Origin of the sequence: Streptomyces sp. NPDC052721 (genome assembly GCF_040678315.1) — a bacterium.
Lineage (GTDB): Bacteria > Actinomycetota > Actinomycetes > Streptomycetales > Streptomycetaceae > Streptomyces.
Window position 1 is genome coordinate 32,744 of record NZ_JBFATL010000033.1, and the last position, 26,426, is coordinate 59,169.

Consider the following 26,426-nt stretch of genomic DNA (forward strand, 5'->3'; position numbering starts at 1 on the left):
CGTGCGCAGCGCGTCGAGTTGCTCCACCACGTCGGCGGGGGTGCCGAGCGGTGTGAGACCCCGGCTGATCATGCGGGCGGTCAGCCGGTGTGCTGCCGCCCACGCCAGGTGATCCTTCTTCTGTTCCCGCAAGTGAGAGGCGATGAGGGACAGCTGCCGGGTGTGCTCGGCGGGCAGTTGTTGTGCCTCGTGGGCATGGACGAAGGCGATCAGGGCGTCGCTGCTCGACCGGAGTCGCGCGTCCTTGAGCAGCCAGGGGGAGCAGGATTCCGGGGGCCTCGGGGACGCGGACGACGACCTCCTCGCATGGCGCCGGCAGCCGCTTGCGCGCCTGCCGCCCTCTGCGCCGGCGCTTTCCGGTGCTCTTCTCCGTGTCCTTCTCCGCGTTCTCCTCTGAGGCCCTGTCATCGCCGGGGCGTTGCCCGGTGGGGTGCTCCTCGCTCTGCTGCTCCTTCCCGGACGCCTCCTGCGCCGCTTCCGGACCGCCGGGGGTGACACCGGTGAGACGGTCGAGGGCGCGGATGGCGAGGTGATGGCCGCCGGCCGCGGCGGCGACGGTCAGCTCCGGGTCCCAGGGAGCCGTGGTCCACGGCAGGAGCGTCGTCGCGCGCGGCTTCTCCGATCTGCGGTCGTTGGGCAGTGACGCGGCGACCACGGAGGCGGGCAACCGCTGTGCCAGGGCGGTCAGAGCCAGGGTGGTGGCGGGCGGCTGGGGGACCTGCCGCACCTGTGCGTGCGAGGTCTGCGCACGGCACCACTCCCGTGCCGTCCGGCCTGCCGGCGCGTCGGCCGCCATGAGCAGCGGGCACAGGAGGTGACGGGCGATCGCCTTGCGGGTGTTGCCGTTGGGCGCGGACGCGGCGGCGAGCGCGAGTGCGGGCGCAGCGCCGACGGCGCGATCCGGACCCCGGGATGGCACAGGGTGTTCGCCACACCGTGGAGCACGATGGGGTGAGGGGCGACGGGCAGGGCTCCGCCGGCGAGTTCCCTCAGACAGGCGCGCAGGGCCCGCAAGGTGTCGGCGGTGCCTTCGTGGACCTGTACGGCGGCCCGGTAGGCCGCGGCCAGGGCGATGATCTTGTCGATGTCCCTGGAGACCTTCCTAGGAACGGCGGCGAGGCGGGCCGGTACGCCGCGGCACAGATCGCCGTAGCAGTGGGGCCAGGTGGCGCCCAGTTCGGCGAGTGTGGCGAGGGTGTGCTCAAGAGGTGCGCCGAGCCGCAGGTCGTCGTGTGGGACTCCGACCCGGTGCTGCCGGTGGCGAGGGCCTCGGACGCCGGCCGCGTCGGACAGCACGGCCTGGAGATCGTGATGGCCGTCGCGCAGGGCGTGGAAGCCCGGCGCGATCCGGTCGGCAAACGCATCACCGCCCGCGTTGCCGTCGCTGACGCTCCCGGCCTGGCCGGCACCCGCGACAAACCCTAGGAATGCGGTCGGCTACCGCAGCCTCGCCGGCGTTCACCAACACGGCCGTCCCGGCTGCTACCGCTCGCTCCCTGCGGCAGTGTCGTGCAGGGCGTACTGCTGTGCGAGCGTGAAACTATTGCAATACGTGCGCCGGCATGTCCTTGCGAGCGGCGGCACGGCGGAAGCACGCGGCATACAGCCCCCCCGCCGGCGCGTTCTGGAGCTGACTGACACCGACGTTCCCAAGCGCGGACGAATGCCGGTGCTGCTCGTAACAGGTCTGCCCATGTACGAACCTCCTCGGTCGTGGAGACATCTCCAGGTGTGCCCGTACTCCAGCGGCACTCGAACTCACGATCCAGATGCAGACCGGGTGAGCAGTGGCCATGTCGGTCGATCATGAGCAATCGGGCCTGCTCCGAGCGCAGGCGAAAGTCGATTGGGCCGATTCCGATCGGTGCCGTACAGTTCACCGTACCGACGCGGGGTGGAGCAGCTCGGTAGCTCGCTGGGCTCATAACCCAGAGGTCGCAGGTTCAAATCCTGTCCCCGCTACTCAAACGTGAAGGCCCGGTATCCACCGGGCCTTCACTGCGTGTGTGCCGGGCCGGACCTTGTTCTCGGCGAACAGGGCACCGCGGTCACAGAAGGCGTCAGAAGGAGTGCGCCTCGTGTCGGCGGGAATCTCGCTCACAGCTGTGCTTCGCCGTCGGGGGGCGGGAACGGCCAGGACGGCGGTGTCGTCGTCCATCCCGGTGCCGAAGGCGGCGAGGGGGGCTGCAGCGCACTCACCCAGCACGTGCCGGCACTGTCGAACTCCCGCCGGATGACTTTCGCGGGATCTGCCGGTCACCCGGCAGACACAGATGGTTCACCGGGCAGGCAGGGGTAACCCGGCAGATGGCTCCCACCGGCTGCGCAGAGCACTGGTCGGCGGCCGCCCAGAGCCACCCGCGCTGGAGGAACCTCGTGAACGGCGAATCGACCATCCCATTCTGCGAGACGCGCTTCCCCGCAGTCACGGCGAGCATCACCGCGGCCCGGCACTGGGTCCGCGACTGCGTGGACGGTTTCGGCGGCCCGCTGCGCCAGCGGATGATCGAGACCGCCGAACTGCTCGTCTCGGAACTGATCACCAATGCCATCCGCCACGGCTCCGGTCCGCCCCTGATCCAGCTCACCTGGAACGGGCGGTGGTTGCGCATAGCCGTCAGCGATTCCAGCGACCGCTGGCCCCGCAAGCGCGCCACTGCGAACACCGAGCCCGGCGGTTTTGGCATGCAACTCCTCGACCGACTCGCCCGACGCTGGGGCGTCACCCCGGGGCACCCCGGCAAAACGGTCTGGGCCGAACTCAGCCTCGACTCCTGAGCGCGGTGGCGGGGCTGACCACCAACAGCGTCGTCCACGGCGCCGGCTCGGGCACGCTGCGGATCTGGGCCGAGAGCGACCGGATCGTCTGCGAGATCCACGGCGGCGGACTCGCGCGACACCGCATCACGGCCGGGCCACGTATCAACCACGCTCGAGAGCGTTACCGATCAACGTCTTCCCCACCGCTCACCGGCACGTGAGTGACGCTCAAAGGTGACTGGCCATCGCCGTGCTCATCCCCTGCCACCCCACCGTCGAGCAGGCCCGCTGCCAGTAGGGACTCAGGAGTAGGCCATCATGGCTGCGGGGTCGGGGCTCGGTCCGGCCGGACGGCCGCTATTGCCGTGCCAGTCCAGTATCAGGACCGTGGCGTCGTCCTTGAGGTTGCCGTGGCAGGCGTCGAGCACCGCGGCGGTCAGGGTCCGGACGGCTTCTCGCGGGTGCAGCGCGCGGGTGTCGTGAATGACCGAGGCCAGGTCGACGGCCGCGGCACCGCGTTCCTGCATTCCGTCGGTGAGCAGGACCAGGCGGTCCCCGGGTCTCAGGAGTAGCTCCTGTAGGCGGTAGGTGGTGGGTGCCGCCACACCGAAGGGCAGGTTGACGGCGAGTTTCACCTCTTCGACGGTGTTGTCACGCAGCAGCAGGGGCCGGGGGTGGCCGGCGTTGACCAGTTCGCACAGGCCCGTTGCGAGGTCGACGCACAGCAGCTGTCCGGTGGCCAGGCCGCGGCTGTGGCTCAGCAGGGCCTCGTGGGCGTGGCGGGCCTGCTTGAGGGCGTCACAGCCGCTGCGACGTGCCCGCCGCAGCGCGCCGACCAGCAAGCTGGCCAACAGAGCAGAGTCCGTGTCGTGACCCATGGCATCGGTGATCGACAGGTGCAGAGTGTCGCGGTCCAGCGTGTAGTCGTAGGTGTCGCCACCGATGTCGTCGGCCGGGACCAGTCCGGCGGCCAGAGTGAACTGGGCCGCCTCGCAGCAGGAGGCCGAGGGAAGCAACTGGTGCTGGATCTCCGCCGCCAGGCTGGTCTCGGTAGTGCGTCGGCCCTGGTGGTACAGATCGGTGAAGCGGCGGTCCGTGACGATGATGTAGGCCAGCGCGTGGGCCGCGTGGCGGACCTGGCGCAGCACGGTGTCGTCTGCGGACTGCAGGCTCACCTCCAGGACGCCGACGCAGTCGCCGCGGTTGGTGACGGGCGTGATGACGCGTCGTCCGCCCTGGCCGTCCGGTTCCACATTCTGGCGCTGGCTTCGCAGAACGCTGTCGTAGACGCTGCCCTGCAGGTCGATCGGCTCGCCAGGGTCGGCGGCCTTGTCACCGGTCGCGGCGAGGCGCACCAGCCGCTGGCCGATGAGGTCGACGAACAGGAAGGACACGGCCTCGGCACCGAACCGCTTCTGCAGGTCGTGTGCCACCACGTCGACGGACTCACCGGGCGGGGCCGCTTCCGCAGCGGCCAGCAACTCGCCCAGTTCCAGATCTCCACCCTTCACAGCAACCTCCTGTCGGTTGCCGCACCTCCTTCCCCGAGTCTGTGCAACCTCACTTATTGTGCCCGTTTTACCTGGTCAGGGCGGCATTGCAGATCGGCGCGAGCACGTCCTGCCTTCGTCAGGCGGCGTTCGTGGGAGATCGTGCGGCCGGTGCGTCGGCGGACATGGGATGCGGAGGAAACAGCATGTCGACTGCAGGGCGAGCGATCCGGGAACGGGCGATGCCGCTCCGGTCCACGGTGGTTGCTCGACGCGGTGCCGGTGCGGCCCTATTCGGCCAGGTTTGGTTGCCAGTGGAGGGGGGCGACGCCCGATCCCAAAAGCTGGCACCCGCGTGTCCGACCGAAAGATCATTACTCCGCGATCGCCGGCTCCGTCATCCTGCTCGCCCTCTACCGCCTCGTCACCGGCAACCGGCATTCGCACCGTCACGCGACCCGCTGAAGGCACAACGTCTCCGGACACACCTGGACGGCTCCCTTCCTGCTCGCAGGACGGGAGCCGTCCAGGTGTGTCCGGCCGGGCCAGGCGTGGCCCACCCGCCGGTTGCCGTCGTCCTGGGTCCACCGCGTTCTCCCACCGTCCGAACTGTGCAGGCCGGTGGCATGATCGTGCTTCGTGGGCAGGCGACCGGGGTGTCGTGCGGTGGACGGCCTCGGACGGGTTCACCGCGCTCGCCCGTGACCAGGCAGGCCGTGCAGCGAGCAACGACAGCATGAGAGTGATCGTGCAGACCGCAACGCCATCCGCTACGGCGACGCCCCAGTGGGCCTGCGGCTGCTTCGGGATCAACGTGTGATCTGCGAGGTCTCCGATCCCAGCCAGACGCATGCGCATCTGCGACGGGCCCGGTGGACGGACGAAGACGGCCGCGGCCTGTTCCTGGTGGCGCGACTGACCCATCGTTGAGGCAGCCGCTACACCGTTGCGGGCGAACCATCTGGACCGAACACGGTTGGAAGAAGTGCTCTGACCTATCGGCCCGGTTGGCTGATGTCATGCAAGCGGGCGCTTCAGCCGACGGTCACCGGCACACGTCGCACCGTCGGCCTGCCTGGCCACTCTGTCGGAGTAGTACACGAAGACGTCCCGTCGGCATGCGCGGGTACGAACGGTTCATCCAGCAGTCCGAGAGCCTGATCACCTGGGCCGCCATCACCCTCATGACCAGACGCCTCACCCGCACTGAGGAGGTGGGCTCGCTCATCCGGAACCGGGAACGGCAGCCGCTGCCTGGTCATCCCCACAGTCTCGAAGCTGCATTTCCTGGGCGGCAGCGGCCGTCACGCAGCGTGCCGGTTGGCAGCTCTTCCTGAGACGTTGAACTCCGAGTGAATCAATATCTGTTCCCGAGGGATCAGATTTTTGGGGGCCGTGCAGTGGGAGTTTTTGCCGCGAAGAGCAGAGTGGGATTATCCACCGCACACGGGCCGCTCCGGCGTGCTACTGTCTATCTCAGTTGCAGTTGTGGTTCCCGAAACTTCAGGTGCTCCCACCAGGCTTCTGCCGGTCGGTAGCACTTTTGTATTTCCGGTCATTTCCGGGCGGGGTGATCATCGCGGCGACACGGCGTCCGCGTGGTGCGGACGCCGATGCACTGCCCCAAAGGAGATATGACATGGCTACTGGTACCGTGAAGTGGTTCAACGCGGAAAAGGGCTTCGGCTTCATCGAGCAGGACGGCGGCGGCGCCGATGTGTTCGCCCACTACTCGAACATTGCCGCGCAGGGCTTCCGTGAGCTGCTCGAGGGTCAGAAGGTGACCTTCGACATCGCGCAGGGCCAGAAGGGCCCGACGGCCGAGAACATCGTTCCGGCCTGACGCTCACGCGCAATCCGTAGCTGGGGCCCGCATCCTTCGGGGTGCGGGCCCCAGCTGCATGCGTATCCCGCAGCGGCTTTCACCCGCGGGACGCCCCGGAGGAATCCGCAGTACCACTACAAGCGGTTCCTCCCTCAGGGTGCAGACGCAGCCTGAAGCGCTGCACCACAGCCGGCGCCCGGATCGCAAGGCCCCATCGCGTCACCCATTTCAGCACCTGTGCCCACGGATGTCTTCGCCGGCCAGGTCTGCTTTCTTTTGCCACCGGTCCATACTTGTAATTCTCCGTGCCATTCATCGCAGCGGGAATTCCTTGATATGTGCCACATCGAGGAAGGTTCCGCATTGAACCGCACGTACACGAACGACCGCCCCGCCCGCACCCGTGACCGCCGTGCCGACGCCGGAAGGGGCGGCGGCTACGGCTCGCAGGCACCGCGCCGTACCGGCGGCCCCGTCCGCTCCGGCGGTTACGGCCGTCGGCCTGCCGCGGTGCAAGGTGAGTTCGCGCTGCCCAGGACGATCACCCCCGCGCTGCCCGCCGTCGAGGGCTTCGCCGATCTCGACATGCCCGAGCAGCTGCTGGCCGAACTCGGCAGGCAGGGTGTGACCGCACCGTTCCCCATCCAGGGAGCGACGCTGCCGAACTCCCTGGCGGGCCGTGACGTCCTGGGCCGCGGCCGCACCGGTTCCGGCAAGACCCTCGCCTTCGGCCTCGCCCTGCTCGCCCGCACCGCCGGACAGCGTGCCGAGCCCCGCCGGCCGCTGGGGCTGATCCTCGTACCCACGCGTGAGCTGGCACAGCAGGTGACCGACGCGCTCACCCCGTACGCCCGCTCCGTGCGGCTGCGGCTGGCCACGGTGGTGGGCGGCATGTCGATCGGCCGGCAGGCCAGCGCGCTGCGCGGAGGAGCCGAGGTCGTCGTCGCGACACCGGGCCGGCTCAAGGACCTCATCGGCCGCGGCGACTGCCGGCTGAACCACGTCGGCATCACCGTGCTGGACGAGGCCGACCAGATGGCCGACATGGGCTTCATGCCCCAGGTCACCGCGCTGCTCGACCAGGTGCGCCCGGAGGGGCAGCGCATGCTGTTCTCCGCCACCCTGGACCGCAACGTCGACCTGCTGGTGCGCCGCTATCTGACCGACCCCGTCGTGCATTCGGTCGACCCGTCGGCCGGTGCGGTCACCACGATGGAGCACCACGTCCTGCACGTCCACGGCGCCGACAAGCACGCCGCCACGATCGAGATCGCCGCCCGCGACGGCCGCGTGATCATGTTCCTGGACACCAAGCACGCCGTCGACCGGCTGACCCAGGAGCTGCTCAACAGCGGGGTACGCGCCGCCGCGCTGCACGGCGGCAAGTCGCAGCCGCAGCGCACCCGCACGCTGGCGCAGTTCAAGACCGGGCACGTCACCGTGCTGGTGGCGACCAATGTCGCGGCGCGTGGCATCCACGTCGACAACCTCGACCTGGTCGTCAACGTCGATCCGCCGACCGACCACAAGGACTACCTCCACCGTGGCGGCCGTACCGCCCGCGCCGGCGAGTCCGGCAGCGTCGTCACGCTCGTCACGCCGAACCAGCGCCGCAGCATGGTCCGCCTCATGTCGGACGCCGGAATCCGGCCGCGGACCACCCAGATCCGCTCGGGCGACGAGGCCCTGAGCCGGATCACCGGCGCCCAGGCCCCGTCCGGCATCCCGGTCGTCATCACCGCACCGGTGGTCGAACGTCCCAAGCGCGGCGCCACCTCCCGAGGCCGACGCCGCCCTTCCTCGGCGACCCGGCGCGCCCGCGTACGCCAGCCCGTCCTCGACACGGTGGCATAGAACCTTCGTGATCAGGAAGCCGGCCCATCTCAGCAGGAGGCACCTTTTGACACTGATTCATACGCAGCCCCGCCCGGCGGACGCCAACCCCGCGCACAGGACGGCGGAGAAGGGCATGGAAGCGGCCGGACCGCAGGTCTGTGACGACATGAGCGTCGAGGTGGCGCTGGCCGTCATGGCCGCCGCACGCACGAGCCGACTGGTCGTCTGCGACCAGGACGACCAGCGCACCGGCCTGGTCACCCGTACCGAACTCGCCGCCGTCCGTGACAGCTCCGACTACACGGACCGTGTCCGCCTGCGCGACATCCTCGGCGACCACGGATCGTCCACCTCACCCGTGACCACGATGGCCGAAGCCGAGCACGAGACGCGCTCCCGTCGGCTCGGTGTCCTGCCGGTGGTCGACGAGCAAGGCAGCGGCCTGGGCGTCCTCGCCCTCTCCCGCTGAAACACTCGCCCCTGATCGGACCGTTCTTCCCTTCTCCCTGTGAGGCCACATGCGCTGCGTCATCGCCCGCTTCCCCTTCGAGCTCACCAGGGGCGGAGTGCTGGAATCGATGAAGGGCATCAAGCCCGAACCGGTCACCGGAGCTTCGGTGATCATCGGCCGCCGCCACTACCCCCTCAAGCAAGTCGGCCAAGTCATCACCCGCCAGGACCGCCGAGACTTCAGCGCCGCCGAAGTCCTGCGGGCCATGACTCAGCTCGGCTTCACCTGCCGCGCCGTTCCCAAGACAGCGCCCCCGGGCATTCTGAGCCCGATGCAGCACGCCTCCGCGATGCTCGGCTCCCCCGTCACGGTCTGACCGGGTAGACAGACACGAGCCGTCGCCTGACCAGCAGTGTGGGCCCGACCGGTACGCCGGTCGGGCCCACACTACGTGCAGCGGGGCTGACTTCCTCGATCGCAACCCGGTATCTCCCACCTGTCTCGGGGCCTCCGGGGTGCCCTGCGGGATCCGGGTGGCATGGAAGTGCCGGCGGTGAATTCGTCCAAGCGGGCGAAATCCGTCAGTACATCCGACACCCTCTGCCTTCACGTGTCCGCGAGAGCCAATCGACCATTGATGTCAGCGCCTCCGGTGACCACGGAAACAGAGGCCCGGTGCAGCATCAGGGCCGGCAGATGGTGTAGTAGTTCCTTCGGGGCCCTGGTGCCAGTACGGCGCCAGGGCCCCTCGCGCGTTCCACAGAGAGGTGCAATGACAGCAGACGACACGTTCGGCCGTCTCGACGACGACGATTACCCCGCCTACACCATGGGCCGAGCCGCCGAGTTGCTCGGTACCACCCCTGCCTTCCTCCGCGCCCTCGGCGAAGCCCGCCTGATCACCCCCCTGCGCTCCGAAGGCGGCCACCGCCGCTACTCCCGCTACCAACTGCGCATCGCCGCGCGGGCCCGGGAACTCGTCGACCACGGGACTCCCATCGAGGCCGCCTGCCGGATCGTCATCCTCGAAGACCAGCTCGAGGACGCCCAGCGCATCAACGCCGAGTATCGCCGCGCCGCCGAATCAGTGAACCCGATGGCAGCAGAATGAGATGAGCGTGCCCGTCAGCGCCGGCAGGCATCGCACGCACGGTCTCGGTGTGCGGAGCGATCCTTTCCTGTGGTGACGCGGTGTGTGGGCGTGTAACGTCTGGGTCAGCTGTCGTGGTTCGGAATTCCCCCTTGCTCACGCCTCTGGTGTGGGCGTTTTGCTGTGCTGTGCCGCAGGAACCAGGGCGATCACCTCCGTCTGCCACGTGGAGTGGGAGGCGTTCATCGACTGGAAGGCATAAGACATGGCAACGGGAACAGTGAAGTGGTTCAACGCGGAGAAGGGCTTCGGCTTCATCGCCCAGGACGGCGGCGGCCCGGATGTCTTCGCGCACTACTCCGCGATCAACTCCACCGGCTTTCGTGAGCTCCAGGAGGGCCAGGCCGTGACGTTCGACGTCACCCAGGGCCAGAAGGGCCCGCAGGCCGAGAACATCAACTTGGCCTGACCTCGCAGACCTGCTCGAGGGATCGCGCACGCCGCGTCCGGTGGCTGCCGCCCACCTGGGCGAAGGCGTCTGCTCTCGTGCCGGGCCGGTGCAGGATCAGGGGCCGCGCAGCAATGGCTGCGCGGCCCCTGGTCTGTGGAGGCCCGGGGCCGTTGCGACTTCGGCCTGGAACTTCCGGACCTCAGTCGCTGCAAGCGTCGTCGGGCACGGGAGCCGCATGTCTGGCGCGGCGACCGTGCGGCTTGGAGGATCCGACGTTCAGACGCTCGTCCAGGCGTCGAGGAAGGCTTTCCGTCCAGCCGGATCGTCCGACCTGCGGTCTGCGTTCAGGACGCGCCAGGCGGTGAGCTCGAGATCTCGGAGCCACAGTTCTCCGATGACCTGTGTCTTGAGGTCGGGCAGATGGTCGGACTCGACGAGGGCCTGACCGATCACCTCGCCGGCCGCGAAGCGCTGGGGCGGGGTCATCTCATCGACGGCCGAGAGGATCTGCCGGGCCAGGGCGGTTCCCTCTCCTGCCAGCGAACGCAGCACCGGATCCTTGATGTTGACGGGCAGCAGGTACGCGGTGCCCGAAGACCTCCACAGGTCCGACCAGAAGCGCTCTCCTGCCGCGGTGGGGGCAGGCAGCGCGGCCAGCAGCCCGAGGCAGCAGCACGGACCGCTGGTCCGGCCAAGGAGGAACGCGGTGGCCCAGGCCGCCTACCTGACGTTGCGCATGCTCGCCGAGCGCGTTGTGCAGCTCACCGGGCAGATCGATGAGCTGAACCAGCGCCTGACCCGGCTCGTCGTACGCCACGCACAGCAGCTGCTCGAGCGGGTGGGCATCGGTCCGGACAGCGCCGTCACGCTCCTGATCACCATGGGAGACAACCTCGATCGGCTGAACACCGAGGCGTCCTTGGCTGCCCCTTGCGGAGTCAGCCCCATCGCGTACTCATCCGGCCGGCGGAGCACGCGCCGGCTCAACCACGGCGGCGACCGCCAGGCGAACGCGGTCCTGCACCGCTTCGTCTTCACCCGCCTGCGCCACTACCTGCGCACCCAGGCGTACTACGAACGCCGCACCCAGGAAGGCAAGACCCGAGGCGAAATCATCCGAAGCCTCAAGCGATATGCCACCCACGAGGTGTTCAACCTGGTCGGACCGGTTTCCCGCGCCCCCGCATTATAGGGGCGTCTGTGGCCGCTCGTGACAGGTGAGGATTCCCGTCGGATCGCTCGGGCGGGGGTCCTGCGTAGACGGGGACCTGATACAACGACGCCCCGCTGGCTTGCTGCGGCGGGGCGTCGTCGTGCAAATATTCCGTTGATGTCGCGGGCGTCAGGCACTCAGGCCGGACGGGTGTCAGTCCGAGAAGTCGAGGCTCTCCTGACCAGGGCCGGGGGCGCGTCGAGACTTCCGCGGCGGTTTCGGTTCCTTGGTTGCGTAGGCAGGTACGGGCAGGATGCCCTCGCCCCGTAGGTCGTCGGTGCTGATGAGCGGGCCGCTGCTCACTGCGTCCAGCAGCCGGGCCTGTCGGGGTTCGAGGGCTACGAGGAGTCCGAGCGCGTTGATGAGGTCAAGCAGGTCAACGGTCCACCGGGCAGGCCAGGTCGGGGGCAGGATGTCGTTCAACGGGGTCTGTCGTTCCACGTCTGGCTTGCGCTTGCGGAAGCTGAACCACTTGCGGATCACCTGCACCCCGCCGATCCGATAGTCCCAGACTTCCGGCGCCACCGGACGTATGCAGCCCGTGCCCACCGTGAGGGTTCGCGTGGACGCGTCGTAAGAGATGTCCGCAGGTAACCCGTCGTCCTCTCCGATCACGACGACGCATTCCGGTTGTTCCTCCGGGGGAAGCCTCGGGGCCGAGCCAGGTGAACTGTCGTGGTGGGAGGCGAAGCGCTGGCCGTACGTGTGGATCCACACCGTGCGCCTGCCCACTTCCACGAGCTCCGCCCATAGAGCCGGGTCGCGTGTTATAGGGATACGGACACCGCGCTCGGCGAGGTTCGCGGCGAAGCGGCGGGTGTAGCCGCTGTGGCCGGTCGTTCCCGCGATGTACGCGAAGAGGTCCTCGGCGGTGACCGTCACGCCGTGCGTCTTGGTGAGAAGACGCAGCAGGCCAGGGGTGACGTTTGGTTCAGCCTGGTGAGGGTGGCGGTAGAGAGGGGCGACGCGGCCGCCTTCGGTGCCTTTGAAGTGATGCATGTCGGGCAGCAGGGCAGTGAAACTCACCGCCGGCCCCGGACGGCCTGATTCCGTGTGGAGTTCGGATAGGTAGATCTGACGCTGGTCGTTGTGGGCGAACCACAAGGCCGGTCGCGGAAAGTCGATCACTCTCCTGTCCGCGATGATGTACTGCCGGTCGAAGGTCATCCGGCCGTAGGGAACGATCACCGGCACCATCTCCTTCTCCGCGGCAAGGCTTTCCCTTTCCTGCTGCCCGGGCAGTGGCGGTTCCGGCTTATCCGGACGGCGGTCTCTGGTGGTTTTCAGCAGGGCGGCCTTGTCCTCCGCTGGGGCTTGGACGAGCCTGCGCCACCGGCTCTCCAGGACGTCCCGGCTGGGTGAGACGGGCCAGCTGCGGTTGTTCTTGTTGCCGGAGCTCGTCCAGGGCAGCAGGGCGTCCACCGGTGGCATTGCTGACCACTCGGAGTCGGACAGGACGTGAAAAGGCGCGGTCCACTGTGTGGGGCATAGTTGCCAGGAGGTCCCGTCGCGATGACCGTCGAGGCCAAGCCCTTCCAGCCAGTTGAATTTCTCCTCGCGTGTGCCCGCGGGGACGTCAAGTCGCCAGACCCGCGCCGGTGTACACGCGTCCGGGGCGCCATGGCGGACGAAGACGGCGATGCAGATCTCCCGCTTAACATCCTGGAAGACACGGGTGCGCGTGTCGGAGTAGGCGCCCTCCGGGGAGAGACCGATGACCCAGCCCTCGTCGGCGGCCTCGCGCAGGTAGTGGCGCATGCCGGCCGATCCCTCGCTGTCCAGGTACCCGGAGTTGGTGATGAGGGCGACGATCCCGCTGGGGGCCTTCGGCGCTCCCGAGGCAGTCAACTGGTCGAATACCTTCCAGGTGGACCACGCCCAGAAGTAGACGTAGAGGTTGTCGAGGGCGTATCCGACGCGTCCGTTGTCCTCTGGGTGGAAGCGGGCGAGGATCGGGCCCTGGCCGTTCGGGTTGCCCTCGGTGATCCAGCGTCCGACGCCCGACTGTCTCGCACCCCGCAGGTAGGGCGGATTGCCGATGACCACCATGACCTTCTCGTCCGCCTTGATCTTGTTCGCCATTCGGCGGTGGCGGGCGATCGCCTCGTACATGAAGCCCAGGTGGTGCTCGACGGCGGGATCGTCGAGTGTGTCGGCCACCAGAAGCCTCGGCGGGCGGCGCGTGATGTCGGCGTCGTGGGACCGGAAGGCGTGGTGCACACGGAGTTCGGCGACGGCGTACGGCCCGGTCTGTTTCTCCAGCCCGACCAGTCGGCCCGAGAGCTCCCGGAGTAGCCCGGACTTGAGCGTGCTGCCGTACTTCAGTGACAGGGACTTGGCGACGTGGTCGATGATGTTGATGAGGAAGGTCCCGGTGCCCATGGCCGGATCGACGACGGTGACGTCCTCGCTTCCGTAGCCGTCCTCCTGGCCGAGCCGGTCGCGCAGCACCTCGTCGGTGAAGCCGACCATGAAGCGGACGACCTCGCCAGCCGTGTAGTAAGTACCCGTCCGCCGCCGCAGTTCCGGGTCGTAGGCGCCCAGAAAGCCCTCGTACAGGTGGAGGTAGGCGTCTCCGGTCTCGTCCTTGAACATCTCGGGGTCGACGGCCGATAAGACGTCGATCAGCGGGTCGATGATGCCCCGCAGATCGTCGAGGGCGTCGTCCGTCAGCACCGCCAGCGCCTTGCCCATCAAGGAATGCCGCTTGCCCAGTCGGATCGCGACCTCGGGAAGCGTGAGCCTGCCCAGATCTATGTGCTCAAGGCGAGCCAGCAGCAAGGCAAACGTCAGCGTCTGACTGTATTGGTCCGCGAACTCCTCCGGGCGAGCATCGGGAAAGAGCAGGTCCTTCCAGTTGTCGGCCAGGATCGAGAACGCAGCGTCAGCCTCCCCGTGCTCCTCGCGGGTGAGCCGCTCGGTGACCTCGTCACGCAGCAGGGCGCAGATTCCCGCGATGCGCTTGACCAGTTCATTGACGCTGTTGTGGACGATGGGCGCTGGCAGGAAGAAGTGCGTGAGGGCACGCTCGAACCCGGTGTCCGCGACGACGAGTTGCCGACTACCGGAATCAAGGTCTCCGGCCAGGATCCCCGTCGGGCCGACCTGTAGGCCGAAACGGTAGACCGCCCACTGGTATCCGTCGGTGTACAGCACATTGTGGAGTGCCTTGATCTTCTCCCACTGCTTGCGGTCGTGGCTCTTCACCGACCACTTCTCCGGATCGGCCCCCGAGCCCGGCTGCTTCAACTCGACGTGCCCTATGGTCCTGCCGCCGCAGGCGATGGCGAAGTCGGGCCGGATCCCGAGTTCCTTGATGCGACTCTGACCGTGGACGATGAGCTTGAGGCGTTGCCGCGAGGCCATGCCGCGCAGCAGATGCTCCACCGGCGCGGTCAGGCTGTCCTCCTTACTGCTGACCGCCCCTGCGGGACCTCGCAGCTTGGCCCTGACCTCCTCGCCGAACTGGGCAACGAGGTCCGCCACTGATCCAGTCGTGCCCTTTCCCGCCCAGACGTCCCCTCTTGCCATCGGCCCCCCAAGGTTGCACCCACGCCGACGATCAGACCCATACAGAATGCCCATGGCATCTCAAGCAGCAAACACCAGTGGATGTAGGTCGATTGGTGACAAGCCGCCAAAGCCCCGCGTACGGAGGTCGGTTGGAGCGTGAGCCGGGAGGGCGTCCCGGGCGTGGGTCAACGTGCGGAGCGCAATCGGTGGACGGTACGGCGATCTGCCGGCACGCTGGGGCGATCGCGGGGGCAGCGTGCGTGCGTCAAACGAAGCCATCATGGCTGCGGGGGCTTCTGGTATGTCCCCGCTGCTGCTCTCGGAGATCGACCACGTCGCCACCCGCGAGCTGGGCCGTGCAGCGGTGCTCAGCGCGGTCGACGACATCCGACATTGCGTGCGACGAGGCCGTGCCGTTCTGTCTGAGATCACGGATGATCATTTGAGTGCCACCCAGTCGGTGCGCGCCCGCTAGCGCGGCTCAGGGGCCGTAGGGGCTCCAGTGCCCGAGGAAGGGTGATCTCGTAGCCGCCGCTGCACCAGCTTCCGTACAGCTCCTTCGTCGCCGGAACCCTTCCGGATCTGCGTGCGGCGGCGACGCGGGACGGCCACTTCTCCAAGTCGGGACCCTTGCCGCTCTTGACGATCCTGCCGTCGGCCTCCGCGAGCTCCTGTAACAACTGCTCCGTGAGCGTCACACGAGGCTGTGAGGGAGGGCTTGGCTTCCGCAGGGCGGCCTGAGTTGCCCCCCTCGGGCGGACTGGGGGCGTGGAGTGGCGGCCTGGGGCTTCCGCTGGCGTGATCCGTGGGGAGGGTACGTGCCGTGCACCAAGTAGTGCCGGCCGGCGCTAGTCAGAGCGACGCTCCACTGCCCGGCCTTCCGGGAGACCGTGACCAGGCCCCGGTTGTGCCGTGCCTGACAGGTGGTCTTGTAGGAGTTGGTCTCCCATACGCCGGCAGGGCACCCGGCTTCCACCCACTGCAACACCGAGAGCTGCCGCTCATTGACCCGCCGTTCCAATGGTCCCCCTTCGACTCGAAGTGACCTACGACGGCGGCATGGTGTCAGTTCCGTGGGTAGACGATCGGTGCTTCGACTCGATTCGTCCGAACGAGCGAGCTGACGTGGCTGCAAGCCGGTCAAGGCCCTCACCCAGGCGATCAACCAGCTCAAGGCCGTCCTCATCCGTGCCGATCCGCAGCTGAGGGAGGAACAGGCCGGGCTGGGCAACGCAGAGCTCATCCGCACCTGCGCAGGGCTCGTCGACGACAGCCTGAACCACGAGCTGGCGAGGGATCGGTGCTCCACGCCACCCACGTCACCCTGTGCCTGCTGGCACGGCGCATCAGGCAGCTCAGCGAAGAGGTCCAGGAGCTGGAAGGCCGCCTGACCCGGCTGGTGGAGCGCCACGCTCCGAAGCTGCTCGAGGTCATCGGCATCGGTCCGGACACAGCCGTCACTCTGCTGATCACGATCGGGGCCAACCCGGAACGCCTGGGCAGTGAGGCGTCCTTCGCGGCGCTGTGCGGGGTCAGCCCCGTCGAGCGCTCCTCGGGCAGTCGGCAGTACCGCCGCCTCAACCGGAGCGGCGACCGGCAAGCGAATGCGGCCCTGCACCGGATCGTGCAGACCCGCCTGCGTGTCGACCCGCGCACCCAGGCGTACTACGGACGCCGCACCCAGGAGGGCAAGACCCGACGTGAGATCATCCGATGCCTCAAGCGGTTTGCCGCCCGCGAGGTCTTCAACCTGGTCAGGACGGCTTTCAGCGTCCCCCCGTTATAGAGGCGTCCGTGAGACGTGAGAGGGTCTGACGCGTGAGTGAGACACCCCCGAACACCCTGCAATACCGCTTCGACGGGCCAGAAGACGCTCCGGTCCTGATCCTGGGTCCCTCACTGGGTACCACGTGGCACAGGTTGTAAAGATCGTCCGGGGGCGTCTATGCCAGTCCAGCACGGTAATGAAACAGCAGGTCAGGGCCCATTGGTCTGTGAGGGGCCGCCCAGTTGGTGATGGCTGTGTGACAGGCGGGTGATACGGCGGGGCGCCAGTGGGGTCCGGTCTGTCCTGACGGGGCCTCTACGCGGAGCCGTGAAAAGGCGAAGCCGCACCGGAGCGGTGCCTTTACATTCCGGGAGTGCGCTGTCAGTGCCAGGGCGGCCGCCCACGGCCGGGCCGACTTGGGTACCTGGCTCAGCAGCGCGCGGGCACAGTGAGTACGGCAGCGCTGCCGGCTCGCGCCCGGTAGGGCGGCGCCATGTGCGCGTCGGAGATGAGCAGTTGGACGCCGGAGAGGCAGCGTGCGGTCAGGGAGCGCGGCAAGGCGAGCCCGTGGGCGCCGTCCTCGGCGGTGGCCGCGTCCAGGGCAAGGGTCTCACGGGGTCCGTCGGCGTGGACGCCGGACCCGATGGGCGCGTGGACGCTGATGGCGCGGGCGCCCTCGCGGACCTTCTGGCCGCGCGAGAGGCCACTCCCCGCTGATGCGGCGTCCCTCTTCCCGGGAGACTCGCCGACGGGGTCCGCCGGAGTTCCCGAGAGGTAACGGCCGCCGCTGTGGCTCACTGCGTGTAGAAGGTGGCGTCGCCCCGGTCGGCCGCCGTGCTGGGGGCCTGGACGTAGAGCAGGTAGTCGTAGTGGCGGATGTAGCGGCCCGGGAGGTTGGACGCCTCGTACGAGACCCCGGCGGAGTCCGCGAGGCCGGCCCGGGCGGTGAAGGACGCGTCGGACGCGAACTGCGCCGTCCCGTCGTTCTTCTCCACCCACACCTCGTAGTTCTTGTGGCGCAGGAAGTACCCCGGGAAGTTGGCCGACTCCAGGGAGACGGTGCCCGTGCCGGACAGACCCGTGACGACCCGGAACTGCGAGTCGGCCAGCGGCGAGACGTTCGCCTCGATCTTGGCGCGGTAGTCCCAGTGCCGGACGAACCGGTCGGGGAAGTTGTACGACGAGAGCCGGATCGGGGTGAGACCGTCGGCGACCGGGATGCCGATGTCGGGCGTGCCGTCGGCCTTCCAGTAGATCTTCTGGACGCGGGTGCGGCGGTTGGGGTCGTTGAGCGGGGAACCGCTGATGTCCTTGTAGCTGCGGTCGTGGTAGACGAGGATGTCCGACTTGCCGTCCTCGGAGACCGTGAACTGGTTGTGCCCGGGGCCGTACTGGCTGGTGGCGGCGTTGCTCGCGAAGACCGGCCCGGCGCTCTTGGCCCACGACGAGGCGCTGAGCAGGTCGGCCGAGGCGGACGCGGTCAGCATGCCCATGCAGTAGTTGGCGTCGGTGGCGCTGGCCGAGAAGGTCAGGAAGACCTTGCCGCCCCGCTGGATCACGGCCGGGCCCTCGTTGACCGTCTCGCCTCCGGCGGTCTCCCACGCGGCGGTCGGCCGGCTGATCATGACCGGTGTGCCGGTGATGGTCCAGGGGCTGGACATCTGCGCGATGTAGATGTTGGTGCCGCGGCCGACGGCCGGGTCGTTCTGCGCCCAGGCGAGGTAGCGGGTGCCGTTCACGGCGAAGGTGGTCGCGTCCAGGGAGAAGGTGTCGAGCGGAAGCGCGATGCGGCCCTTCTCCGTCCAGGTGCCCGTGATCGGGTTCGCGGCGGTGCACTCCAGGACGTAGGGCCGGATGTGCCAGATGTCGTTGGCATCACCGGCGGCGAAGTAGACGTACCACTTGCCGTCGATGAAGTGGATCTCCGGGGCCCAGATGTGTGCGCCCATCGCACCGCTGGCGTGCCTGGTCCAGATGGTCGTCTCGGTGGCCGAGGACAGCCCCTGGATCGTGGTGGCACGGCGGAGCACGATGCGGTCGTACTCCGGCACCGTGGCGGTGAAGTAGTAGAAGCCGTCGGTGTGCTTGAAGATGTGCGGGTCGGCCCGCTTCTCGGCGATGGTGTTCGTGTACGTCACCCCGGGTGACGCGGGCACGGCGGCGTGGGCGGTACCGGCCGAGACACCGGTGATGGTGGCGGCGGCCGAGCCGGCGATCAAGCCGAGGACCGATCGACGGGTGAGCGCAGGTCTCACGGATTGCTCCCTCTGGTGCGGGCGGCGCAGAGAAACCGTCCGCTCAACCTTTTCGGTATTTCGAACGCCGTTCGTGAATTCGGCCAGAACATAAGTCCTGCGCTCGCCCCCGTCAACGCTTTGGTCAAAGAAGCATCTGACGAGTTGGTCGACGCCCGCCGCGAAAGGCCCATGGATTGTCGGATGTATTGACGCATCCCGATTCCCCCACTTAATGTCTGCCCGATTCTACGAACGTTGTTCGATATATCGCACTACATGACCGATCGGCTCCCGGTTGACTGAGGCGGCAACTCGGTCACCGCCGCTGATATCGCCGCATTCCGAAGGCCGCCACCGCCGTGCCGGACCACAGACAACAGGAGCCCTCTGAGAAAGGAGGCCGAAGCCGCGCACGAATGAAGCACTTCGTGGGCGCCGAAAACGCCGTCACACCACACACACCGGCTCCCGTGCCCGGGCCCGCCGTCACCACGGCGATACGCACCGCACCCCCGGGAGACACACCGTTGCCCGGATCCGCCCCCCTTCCGGATCGTGCGGTAACCGTCCTGTCCCACCCCCCACCGAGACGAGCTCCCCCGCCACCCCGCTCTTCCCCTCTCCCGACGGTGGCACCTGCACGAAGACAGGAGATCCACATGTCCGCGCTCCGCGCCCGGCTGACGGTGATATTGCTCGCCGCATGCCTCCTCTTCGCCGGCCAGGCCCTGACCACACCCCAACGGGCCGACGCAGCCGATCCGGGTTACCTGATGGTGCACTTCACCGGTGAGGGGGCGACCAACCAGCAGATGTACCTCTCGCACAGCACGGACGGCCTGCACTGGAACGACCTCAACGGCGGCGGGATGGTCCTGCGCTCCACGGTCGGCACGAAGGGGGTGCGCGACCCCGCAATCGTGAGATCTCCCGACGGCAGCAAGTACTGGATCATCGCGACCGACCTGTGCATCGGTTGCGGGCAGGACTGGAACGCCGCCATCAACAACGGCAGCCGCAACCTGGTGGTGTGGGAGTCGACGGACCTGGTCACCTGGTCGCAGCCGTGGCTGCTCAACGTCGCCGGCGCGATCCCCGACGGCCGCAACGCCTGGGCGCCCGAGGCGATCTGGGACCCGCAGACCAACGACTACGTCCTGTACTGGGCGACGAACGTGCCCCTCGACGGCAAGACGAAGCACCGCATCTACTACGCCCACACCAGCGACTTCCGCACCATCACCACCCCGCAGACCTACATCGAGCGACCCGGCACGCAGGAGATCATCGACACCCAGGTCATCGAGATGCCGGCCGGAGTGGGCAACTACCGCTACGTGCGGGCCTCCGGTGACGGCCAGATCACCCTCGAGGGCAGCAACTCCATCCTCGGAACCTGGACCCGGCTCGGCGACCTCTCCGGCATCGGCCTGACCGGGTCGATGGTCGAGGGCCCGATGTGGATGAAGTTCAACGGCACCAACAAGTGGGCCCTCTACCTCGACCAGTACGCCTCCGGTGGCGGCTACATGCCGGTCCTGACGACAGACCCGTCCAATCCCGCCTCCTACCAGAGGCAGGCTTCGGGAAGCTACAACATGGGCGGCACGAAGAAGCGCCACGGCTGGATCATGAACCTGACCGCCGCCGAGGAGAGCCGCGTGCTCGCCCGCTGGCCCAACACCCCCGCCCAGCGGCTCCAGTCGTACAACTTCCGGGACCGGTACGTGCGCCAGACCAACCTCGACGTGCGCATCGATCCCGACGTGAGCCCCGCCGAGGACGCCCAGTTCCGGCTGCGCCCCGGCCTGGTGGGCACCGGCACCGTCTCCTTCGAGTCGGTGAACCACCCCGGCTACTTCCTGCGCCACTTCGACTTCGACTTCCAGCTCGCCCACAACGACGGCACCACGCAGTTCGCCGCGGACGCCACCTTCCGCAAGGTCGCCGGCCTCGCCGACGCCGGCTGGTCGTCGTTCCAGTCGTACAACTACCCCGACCGCTACATCCGCCACTACGCCTACGAACTGCGCCTCGACCCGATCACCACCGCGACGGGACGCGGCGACGCCACCTTCCGTGTGACGAGCTGACCCCACGTCGACAGGGACGCGGGACGCGCTGACGACACCGGGATGCGACTGCTGCCGGCCCTGGTCCGCCGGGGGGCGAGCGGAAGCACTTCCCGGAGTACGCCGGCGGCGCCGGGTCTGTGAAGCCCGGCTGATGTCCCCGCACGGGCAGATCCGCTGCCGGACATGCGCCCGGGACCACCCGACGTCGTGGGGCCAGGACACCGACTGACTCGCCCCCTCCCCTGGAGCCGACGAGCAACCAGCACCGGGCCCGGTGCCGAAGAGAGCCGACTCCGGCACCGGGCCCGTCAGCGTCGAGGCAACCCGCGCCGACCGCACCACCGGACACCGAGGGTGCGTCGACGCATCACACCCCACCCTCTGAAGGAGCTCTTCATGACCAAGTCACCGTGGATACGCGGCGTCAGACGGGCGCTGCTCGCGGCGGGTGCCACCGCCGCGCTCGCCGCCGGTCTGCTCACCGCGACGGCCGCCCCCTCGCAGGCCGCCACGCAGGGGCCGTGTGACATCTACGCCGCGGGCAACACCCCCTGCGTCGCGGCGCACAGCACCACCCGCGCCCTGTACGGGGCGTACAACGGCCCGCTGTACCAGGTCAAGCGTGCCTCCGACAATGCGACCAAGGACATCGGCCTGCTGAGCGCCGGAGGTGTCGCCGACGCCGCGCAGCAGGACTCGTTCTGCGCGAACACCAGCTGCGTCATCACCGTCATCTACGACCAGTCCCCCAAGGGCAACAACCTCACCCAGGCGCTCAGGGGTCACTGGCCCGGGCCGGCGGCGGGCGGGAACGACAACCTGGCCAACGCCTTCGAGGCGCCGGTCACCGTCGGCGGTCACAAGGCGTACGGCGTCTACGTGGCCCCCGGCACCGGCTACCGCAACAACAACACCAACGGCATCGCCACCGGCGACCAGCCCGAGGGCATGTACGCGATCTTCGACGGCACGCACTTCAACGGCGGCTGCTGCTTCGACTACGGCAACGCCGAGACGACCGGCAACGACGACGGCAACGGCACCATGGAGGCCCTCTACTTCGGCAACAGCAAGGGCTGGGGCTGGGGCAGCGGCAACGGTCCCTGGGTCATGGCCGACCTGGAGAACGGCCTGTTCTCCGGCGTGAACCGCGGATTCAACGCGGGCGACCCCAGCATCAACAACCGGTTCCTGACCGCAATGCTCAAGGGCGGCCCCAACCAGTGGGCCATCCGCGGCGGCGACGCCCAGTCGGGCGGCCTGTCCACCTTCTACAACGGCGTACGCCCCAACGACACCGGCTACAACCCGATGAAGAAGCAGGGCGCGATCATCCTCGGCATCGGCGGTGACAACAGCAACACCGGCCAAGGCACCTTCTACGAAGGCGTGATGACCGCCGGCTACCCCTCGGACGCCACCGAGAACGCCGTCCAGGCCAACATCACCGCGGCCGGCTACAACAGCGGCTCGACCAGCACCGGCTCACTGACCCCAGGCTCCCGGATCTCCCTGCAGGCCACCACCTCGCCCTGCTGCACCTCGCACTACCTGCGCCACAACGACGCCGACACCAAGGTCGTCATCTCCAGCATCAACACCGCCAGCCCGGCCACCGACAAGGCCGACGCCACCTGGATCGTCCGCAACGGCCTCGCCAACAGCTCCTGCCTGTCCTTCGAGTCCGCCAACAAGCCCGGCCAGTTCCTGCGCCACTTCAACTACCAGCTCTATCTGAACACCGACAACGGGGCTAGTTCGTTCGCCCAGGACGCCACCTTCTGCCCCACCACGGGCAACAGCGGGGTCGGCAAGTCGTTCCAGTCGTTCAACTTCCCGACGAAGTACATCCGCCACTACAACTTCACGGCCTACATAGCCAGCAACGGCGGCACCAACACCTGGGACTCCACGACGTCATGGGCCCAGGACACCAGCTGGCTCACCGCCTCTCCCTGGAGCTGACGAGCAACCGGCCTCTCTGAGCGCCTACACGGAGCGAGCACGGCAGCCTTGCGGAATCGCAGGCAGGCCGTGCTCGCTTCCTTCTCACAGGGACAGCCGCCGACGGTCCCCGGCCCGTCGGCAGGCGCGCACTTGGCCGCCACATCCGCGAAGACCCGCTCCACCTTTGCGACATCGCAACCCCCGGCCGTTGCGCGATCCACCGTCTGCAACTCCTTGACCTTCCGTCCGACGGTCACGGCCGTGGCAGGGCTACGGCTGTGTCCTGCTGCGCCGGCGCCTGGCGACGGCGAATCCCGCGAGTGCCAGTACGACGGCGGAGGCGCCGGCCGCCGCCACCGTGGTGGTGTTCATCGCGGACGATCCGGATGCCCGGGCGCAGTACGAGCCGGCCCCCGCGACGGTGATGGTCGTATGCGTCTGCCGGGCGGTGAGTCCGGATCCTTTGCGGTGGGCGATGTCGACGGGGTAGCTGCCCGGCTCGTCGGCGCCGGCCGGCGGGGGAGGCGGTCCTGGGAGTGGACACGTACCGGGATGTCCATGTGGCCGCTGTGCTCTCCCTGGTGCGGGAGGCGATCGGCACCGAGGAGTTCCCGGCCAGTGCGGCTGGATACCGAGACCTGCTGGGGTGGGCCAGGGCGTCGGGTACGGTGCGCCGGGCCGGAGTGGTAGGTACCGGTTCCTTCGGGGCTGCCCTGTCCCGCTACCTGCTGGCCCAGGGCCGGCAAGTCCCAGCCACAGCGCACACGGACCCTGGCGCAGTTCAATAACAGCCAGATCACCTTCTGGTGGCGACCAATGTCGCGGCCCGTGGCCTGCACGTCGACGACCTCGATCTCGTGGTCGAGGTAGACGTCGTGGTTGTAGCCGCGGTCGGCGAACAGCGAGTCGGGCTTGCGGCGCGGCCGTCCGACACGGCCGCGGACGGGCGGGATTGCGTCGAGCAAGGGCAGGAGCTGGGTGACGTCATTTCGGTTGCCGCCGGTCAGCAGGACGGCGAGCGGGGTGCCATGCCCGTCGGTGATCAAGTGGTGTTTCGAGCCTGCCCGACCCCGGTCGAAGCCACCGCATAGCGAACAGGGGCTGCCCGGCCTACGGCCGGACAGCCTCTCAACAAGATCTTCATGAGCCTTCTAGGCAAACCGGGTCCGGCGGGCCGAACCGGGCCGGTGCCGTCCGACGGTCCGGGTGCAGGATCGCAGATAGGGCGTGACCGATCCTGAACGGAGTCCGTAGCCTCAACGTGCCGAGGCCGTAGGATTCAAGCCCTTTTCCTTCTCGGCGCCGACCCGCCACTGTGTCATGCCTCCGTCAGGGACATCAGCACAGGTGCGGACGATCCGGCGGATGACGAGCATGGGGTCGTCCGGCCCGAACAGGATCTCACCTCTAGTACCTCGTCCTGCCCACACGTTCCAGAAGGTCGGCATGACTCCCGTCCCCTCCTCCGGCGCCCCCGACCCCACGGACCCCGGCCCCGCGGACCCGGACTCCACGGCCCCGGACTCCCCGCGCCCTCCACGGAGCCGGCTGCCGGCTCTGTGCGCGTCCGTCAGGGAGGTCCGGGCATGGCCCGCGGCGGCCTCCGTTCCCTCGATGACCGGATCGACTCGATCGCGCGGCAGCCGTTCCGGGCCGGGTTCCGCCTGCGCGGCGGGAACTGGCGACCGCCGAGGCGAAAGGGCTAGCGACGATCCGGTGGCACGCCTACGACCTGGTCGCCAAGCGGCTGGCCCCGGCCGCGCCCCAACAAGGACGGCAAGCAGACGCCCTACCGCGGGCACCCGGTGTTCGTGGCCCAGCACGCGACCGTCACCTGTTGCCGCGGTTGCCTCCAGCGCTGGTACGGCATACCCAGGGGCCGGGAGTTGACCCGTGCCGAGCACGTGTACGTGGTGGACGTGATCTGCCGTGGATCCAGCGGGAGACGGCGGGCGGGGCCGGGCCGGATCCCGCCCGCCGAAGGTGACTCAGAGCGTCGCCGAGTTCTCGTGCCAGTGGCCGTCGCGCCGCTTCGGGGCCGCGAAGAGCGAGGCGACGGGCTTCACCGTCCAGTCGGGGTGGCCGGGCATCCGCGGGGTCTTCGTGCCGTACAGCCACTCGCGCAGGAAGCCGGACTGGTCCTGTCCGGTCACCCGCGAGGCGACGGCGATGTAGTCCTCCGTGGACGCGCAGGAGTTGCGGAAGCAGTCGAGGAAGGTCCGCTCGACGGCGTGGAAGGCGTCCTCGCCGACCAGTTCCCGGAACGCGTACAGGACGAGGACGCCGCCCAGGTAGCGCTGGCTGTCGAAGAGGTTCGCCGCGCTGGGCGCCGCCACCGGGCCGGAGTCATGGCGCCACTGGTCGCCCTTGGCGTAGGTGTCCCGCATGCGGGCTTCCATGGTGGTCAGACCGAGGGAGTCCGTCCAGCCGCGTTCGTAGCGGTACAGGAGGCCGTAGAAGTCGGCGTGGCCCTCGTTCAGCCACAGGTCCGCCCAGGTGGCGGGGCTGACGAGGTTGCCGAAGTAGGAGTGGACCAGTTCGTGCATCATGTGCGAACCGATCTTCTTCTCCTCCTGGAGCAGGAAGTTCGGCTTGTACAGCGTGAGCGTCTGGGTCTCCAGGCCGGTGAAGTCGAACGCCTTCGGGTCGTCGGAGTTGCACGGCAGCAGGCCGTACGTCTCGAACGGGAAGGCGCCGAGCCGGTCCTCCAGCCAGCTCACCAGGCCGGGCGTCAGGGAGAGGGCCGGTTCGAGGGCGTCGGCCCGGGCGGCGGGGACGACGTCGCGCAGGGCCAGCCCGTGCGGGCCCTGCCGCTCCTTGATCACGTAGTCGCCCACGGTGAGCTGTACGAGCTCGGTGGCCATCGGGGAGGCCGAGCGGTAGGCGTACGCGGTCCGGCCGTCGCCGAGCGTCTCGGTGCCGGTGAGCAGACCGTTGGCCACCGCGCGCAGGCCGTCCGGCACGGTCAGGCGGAAGCAGAAGTCGGCCTTGTCCGACGGGTGGTCGTTGCAGGGGAAGACGGTGTGCGCGGAGTTCGGCTGGGGACAGATCGCAAACCCGTCCGGGGTGGGCACCCACGCGGTGTGCGGCAGGGTGCGGCGCGGGTCGGCGGAGTAGGTGATACGGACGGTCGCCGACGCCTTCGGCGGCAGCGGCCCGGCGGGGGTGATCCGCAGCTTCTCCTCGGCCTGTTCCCAGGCGGCGGGACGGCGGTCGACGTCTATGGAGCGTATGTCCAGTCCCAGGGCGTCCAGGGAGAAGCGGCTCAGCACCCGGTCAGCGCGTATCCGCAGGGTGGCGACGGCGTCGACGAGCTTGGTGGCGGGGTCGTAGGCGAGGTCGAGGTCGTAGGAGGAGACGCGGTAGCCGTCGTTGCCGAGCGCTGGGAAGACCGGGTCGCCGAGGGTCTCCGGGGCCTCGCCCCCCGGTCCGTCCGGGTCGGGGGCGGCGTGGGCGGCGGGGCCCACGGTCAGTGCGGTCGCCGTGCCGATCAGGGCGGCCACGGGGGCCGTCACTCTGCTGCGATATCTCATGGTCCGCTTTCGCTCGGGCGGCCGGATGGTCGGTCCGGCCGTCGGTGAGTGGGCGATCGCATGTCTAGACCAAAGGAAGGGCCCGTCGGTTCCCGGCGTACGCGCACGTGCCCGGTGTGCCCGGAAGCTGCTCCATCCGGCCGCCCGGCGGGCACGGAACCCGATGATCAGGCCGAGCTCGTGTGCTGATGTCAGCCGGCGCTGCGCCGCGCGCCATGAACCAGGCGTGAGACGCCC

At 68.5% G+C, this 26,426-nt stretch carries 19 protein-coding genes, 1 tRNA gene and 5 pseudogenes; 17 read left to right on the forward strand and 8 right to left on the reverse strand.

All coding sequences use genetic code 11. The annotated features are described in order from the left end of the window. Nucleotides 1–1,032 precede the first annotated feature (1,032 nt). From AB0L21_RS27575 to AB0L21_RS27590, 4 genes and pseudogenes are all read left to right on the forward strand, one after another. Nucleotides 1,033–1,425 carry a hypothetical protein gene (locus AB0L21_RS27575; RefSeq protein WP_365787056.1) on the forward strand — a complete coding sequence of 131 codons (393 nt, stop codon included), beginning with the start codon at nucleotides 1,033–1,035 and terminating at the stop codon, nucleotides 1,423–1,425. A 463-nt stretch (nucleotides 1,426–1,888) separates the two neighbouring features. After that, nucleotides 1,889–1,962, forward strand: a tRNA-Met gene (locus tag AB0L21_RS27580). Between the two features lie 414 nt (nucleotides 1,963–2,376). Then, nucleotides 2,377–2,778 carry an ATP-binding protein gene (locus AB0L21_RS27585; protein WP_365787058.1) on the forward strand — a complete coding sequence of 134 codons (402 nt, stop codon included), beginning with the start codon at nucleotides 2,377–2,379 and terminating at the stop codon, nucleotides 2,776–2,778. A 2-nt stretch (nucleotides 2,779–2,780) separates the two neighbouring features. Continuing rightward, nucleotides 2,781–2,879, forward strand: a pseudogene (locus AB0L21_RS27590) (sensor histidine kinase); the annotation flags it as partial. Nucleotides 2,880–3,062: 183 nt separating this feature from the next. Here AB0L21_RS27590 and AB0L21_RS27595 read toward each other — a convergent pair. Beyond that, on the reverse strand, nucleotides 3,063–4,271 hold the full coding sequence (locus tag AB0L21_RS27595; protein WP_365787060.1) for a PP2C family protein-serine/threonine phosphatase: 1,209 nt from the start codon (nucleotides 4,269–4,271) through the stop codon (nucleotides 3,063–3,065). A gap of 1,618 nt (nucleotides 4,272–5,889) precedes the next feature. On the opposite strand from AB0L21_RS27595, the gene AB0L21_RS27600 reads away from it, so the two are divergent. The 6 genes from AB0L21_RS27600 (at nucleotide 5,890) to AB0L21_RS27625 (ending at nucleotide 9,921) form a co-directional block, all read left to right on the forward strand. Further along, nucleotides 5,890–6,093, forward strand: coding sequence for a cold-shock protein (locus AB0L21_RS27600; RefSeq protein ID WP_006136369.1), 204 nt, complete (start codon nucleotides 5,890–5,892; stop codon nucleotides 6,091–6,093). A 345-nt stretch (nucleotides 6,094–6,438) separates the two neighbouring features. Next, nucleotides 6,439–7,929 carry a DEAD/DEAH box helicase gene (locus tag AB0L21_RS27605; protein ID WP_365706231.1) on the forward strand — a complete coding sequence of 497 codons (1,491 nt, stop codon included), beginning with the start codon at nucleotides 6,439–6,441 and terminating at the stop codon, nucleotides 7,927–7,929. A 46-nt stretch (nucleotides 7,930–7,975) separates the two neighbouring features. Further along, the gene (locus tag AB0L21_RS27610; RefSeq protein ID WP_365787062.1) at nucleotides 7,976–8,380 is read left to right on the forward strand and encodes a CBS domain-containing protein; all 405 of its coding nucleotides are present in this window, start codon (nucleotides 7,976–7,978) and stop codon (nucleotides 8,378–8,380) included. Between the two features lie 49 nt (nucleotides 8,381–8,429). After that, complete coding sequence (locus AB0L21_RS27615; protein ID WP_365706235.1) at nucleotides 8,430–8,738, forward strand: SCO5918 family protein; 309 nt, start codon at nucleotides 8,430–8,432, stop codon at nucleotides 8,736–8,738. A gap of 396 nt (nucleotides 8,739–9,134) precedes the next feature. Beyond that, on the forward strand, nucleotides 9,135–9,473 hold the full coding sequence (locus tag AB0L21_RS27620; RefSeq protein WP_365706237.1) for a MerR family transcriptional regulator: 339 nt from the start codon (nucleotides 9,135–9,137) through the stop codon (nucleotides 9,471–9,473). A gap of 244 nt (nucleotides 9,474–9,717) precedes the next feature. Further along, nucleotides 9,718–9,921 (forward strand): cold-shock protein, encoded by a 204-nt coding sequence (locus tag AB0L21_RS27625; RefSeq protein ID WP_030052720.1) that lies wholly within the window; start codon nucleotides 9,718–9,720, stop codon nucleotides 9,919–9,921. Between the two features lie 258 nt (nucleotides 9,922–10,179). On the opposite strand, the gene AB0L21_RS27630 is transcribed toward AB0L21_RS27625, so the two are convergent. Then, nucleotides 10,180–10,455: a hypothetical protein gene (locus tag AB0L21_RS27630; RefSeq protein WP_365787064.1), complete on the reverse strand. Its 276-nt coding sequence runs from the start codon at nucleotides 10,453–10,455 to the stop codon at nucleotides 10,180–10,182. Between the two features lie 154 nt (nucleotides 10,456–10,609). Between AB0L21_RS27630 and AB0L21_RS27635 the strand changes: the two genes are divergently transcribed. Continuing rightward, nucleotides 10,610–11,095 carry an IS110 family transposase gene (locus tag AB0L21_RS27635; RefSeq protein ID WP_365787066.1) on the forward strand — a complete coding sequence of 162 codons (486 nt, stop codon included), beginning with the start codon at nucleotides 10,610–10,612 and terminating at the stop codon, nucleotides 11,093–11,095. A gap of 174 nt (nucleotides 11,096–11,269) precedes the next feature. Here AB0L21_RS27635 and AB0L21_RS27640 read toward each other — a convergent pair whose 3' ends face one another. After that, nucleotides 11,270–14,602: a type ISP restriction/modification enzyme gene (locus tag AB0L21_RS27640; RefSeq protein WP_365787068.1), complete on the reverse strand. Its 3,333-nt coding sequence runs from the start codon at nucleotides 14,600–14,602 to the stop codon at nucleotides 11,270–11,272. 328 nt (nucleotides 14,603–14,930) lie between these two features. Between AB0L21_RS27640 and AB0L21_RS27645 the strand changes: the two genes are divergently transcribed. Then, the gene (locus AB0L21_RS27645; protein WP_365787070.1) at nucleotides 14,931–15,104 is read left to right on the forward strand and encodes a hypothetical protein; all 174 of its coding nucleotides are present in this window, start codon (nucleotides 14,931–14,933) and stop codon (nucleotides 15,102–15,104) included. A gap of 825 nt (nucleotides 15,105–15,929) precedes the next feature. Next, complete coding sequence (locus AB0L21_RS27650) at nucleotides 15,930–16,415, forward strand: transposase (RefSeq protein WP_365787072.1); 486 nt, start codon at nucleotides 15,930–15,932, stop codon at nucleotides 16,413–16,415. Between the two features lie 382 nt (nucleotides 16,416–16,797). Here the strand turns inward: AB0L21_RS27650 and AB0L21_RS27655 are convergent. After that, nucleotides 16,798–17,084 (reverse strand): annotated as a pseudogene (locus tag AB0L21_RS27655) (transposase); the annotation flags it as partial. A 107-nt stretch (nucleotides 17,085–17,191) separates the two neighbouring features. After that, nucleotides 17,192–18,616, reverse strand: coding sequence for a family 43 glycosylhydrolase (locus AB0L21_RS27660; RefSeq protein WP_365787126.1), 1,425 nt, complete (start codon nucleotides 18,614–18,616; stop codon nucleotides 17,192–17,194). 677 nt (nucleotides 18,617–19,293) lie between these two features. Between AB0L21_RS27660 and AB0L21_RS27665 the strand changes: the two genes are divergently transcribed. Continuing rightward, complete coding sequence (locus tag AB0L21_RS27665; protein WP_365787074.1) at nucleotides 19,294–20,727, forward strand: glycoside hydrolase family 43 protein; 1,434 nt, start codon at nucleotides 19,294–19,296, stop codon at nucleotides 20,725–20,727. Between the two features lie 378 nt (nucleotides 20,728–21,105). Continuing rightward, entirely contained in the window at nucleotides 21,106–22,674 is a 1,569-nt protein-coding gene (locus AB0L21_RS27670; protein WP_365706267.1) for an alpha-L-arabinofuranosidase B, read from the forward strand. Between the two features lie 252 nt (nucleotides 22,675–22,926). Here AB0L21_RS27670 and AB0L21_RS27675 read toward each other — a convergent pair whose 3' ends face one another. Next, the gene (locus AB0L21_RS27675; RefSeq protein WP_365787076.1) at nucleotides 22,927–23,028 is read right to left on the reverse strand and encodes an LPXTG cell wall anchor domain-containing protein; all 102 of its coding nucleotides are present in this window, start codon (nucleotides 23,026–23,028) and stop codon (nucleotides 22,927–22,929) included. Nucleotides 23,029–23,394: 366 nt separating this feature from the next. Between AB0L21_RS27675 and AB0L21_RS27680 the strand changes: the two are divergent. Further along, nucleotides 23,395–23,528 (forward strand): annotated as a pseudogene (locus AB0L21_RS27680) (helicase-related protein); the annotation flags it as partial. Here AB0L21_RS27680 and AB0L21_RS27685 read toward each other — a convergent pair. Beyond that, nucleotides 23,523–23,732: pseudogene (locus tag AB0L21_RS27685) on the reverse strand (transposase); the annotation flags it as partial. The pseudogenes AB0L21_RS27680 and AB0L21_RS27685 sit on opposite strands and share 6 nt — an antisense overlap. 735 nt (nucleotides 23,733–24,467) lie before the next feature. Here AB0L21_RS27685 and AB0L21_RS27690 point away from each other — a divergent pair. Then, a pseudogene (locus AB0L21_RS27690) lies at nucleotides 24,468–24,527 on the forward strand (DUF4186 family protein); the annotation flags it as partial. Nucleotides 24,528–24,644: 117 nt separating this feature from the next. Here AB0L21_RS27690 and AB0L21_RS27695 read toward each other — a convergent pair. After that, on the reverse strand, nucleotides 24,645–26,189 hold the full coding sequence (locus tag AB0L21_RS27695; protein ID WP_365706271.1) for a M1 family metallopeptidase: 1,545 nt from the start codon (nucleotides 26,187–26,189) through the stop codon (nucleotides 24,645–24,647). Nucleotides 26,190–26,426: the final 237 nt, after the last annotated feature.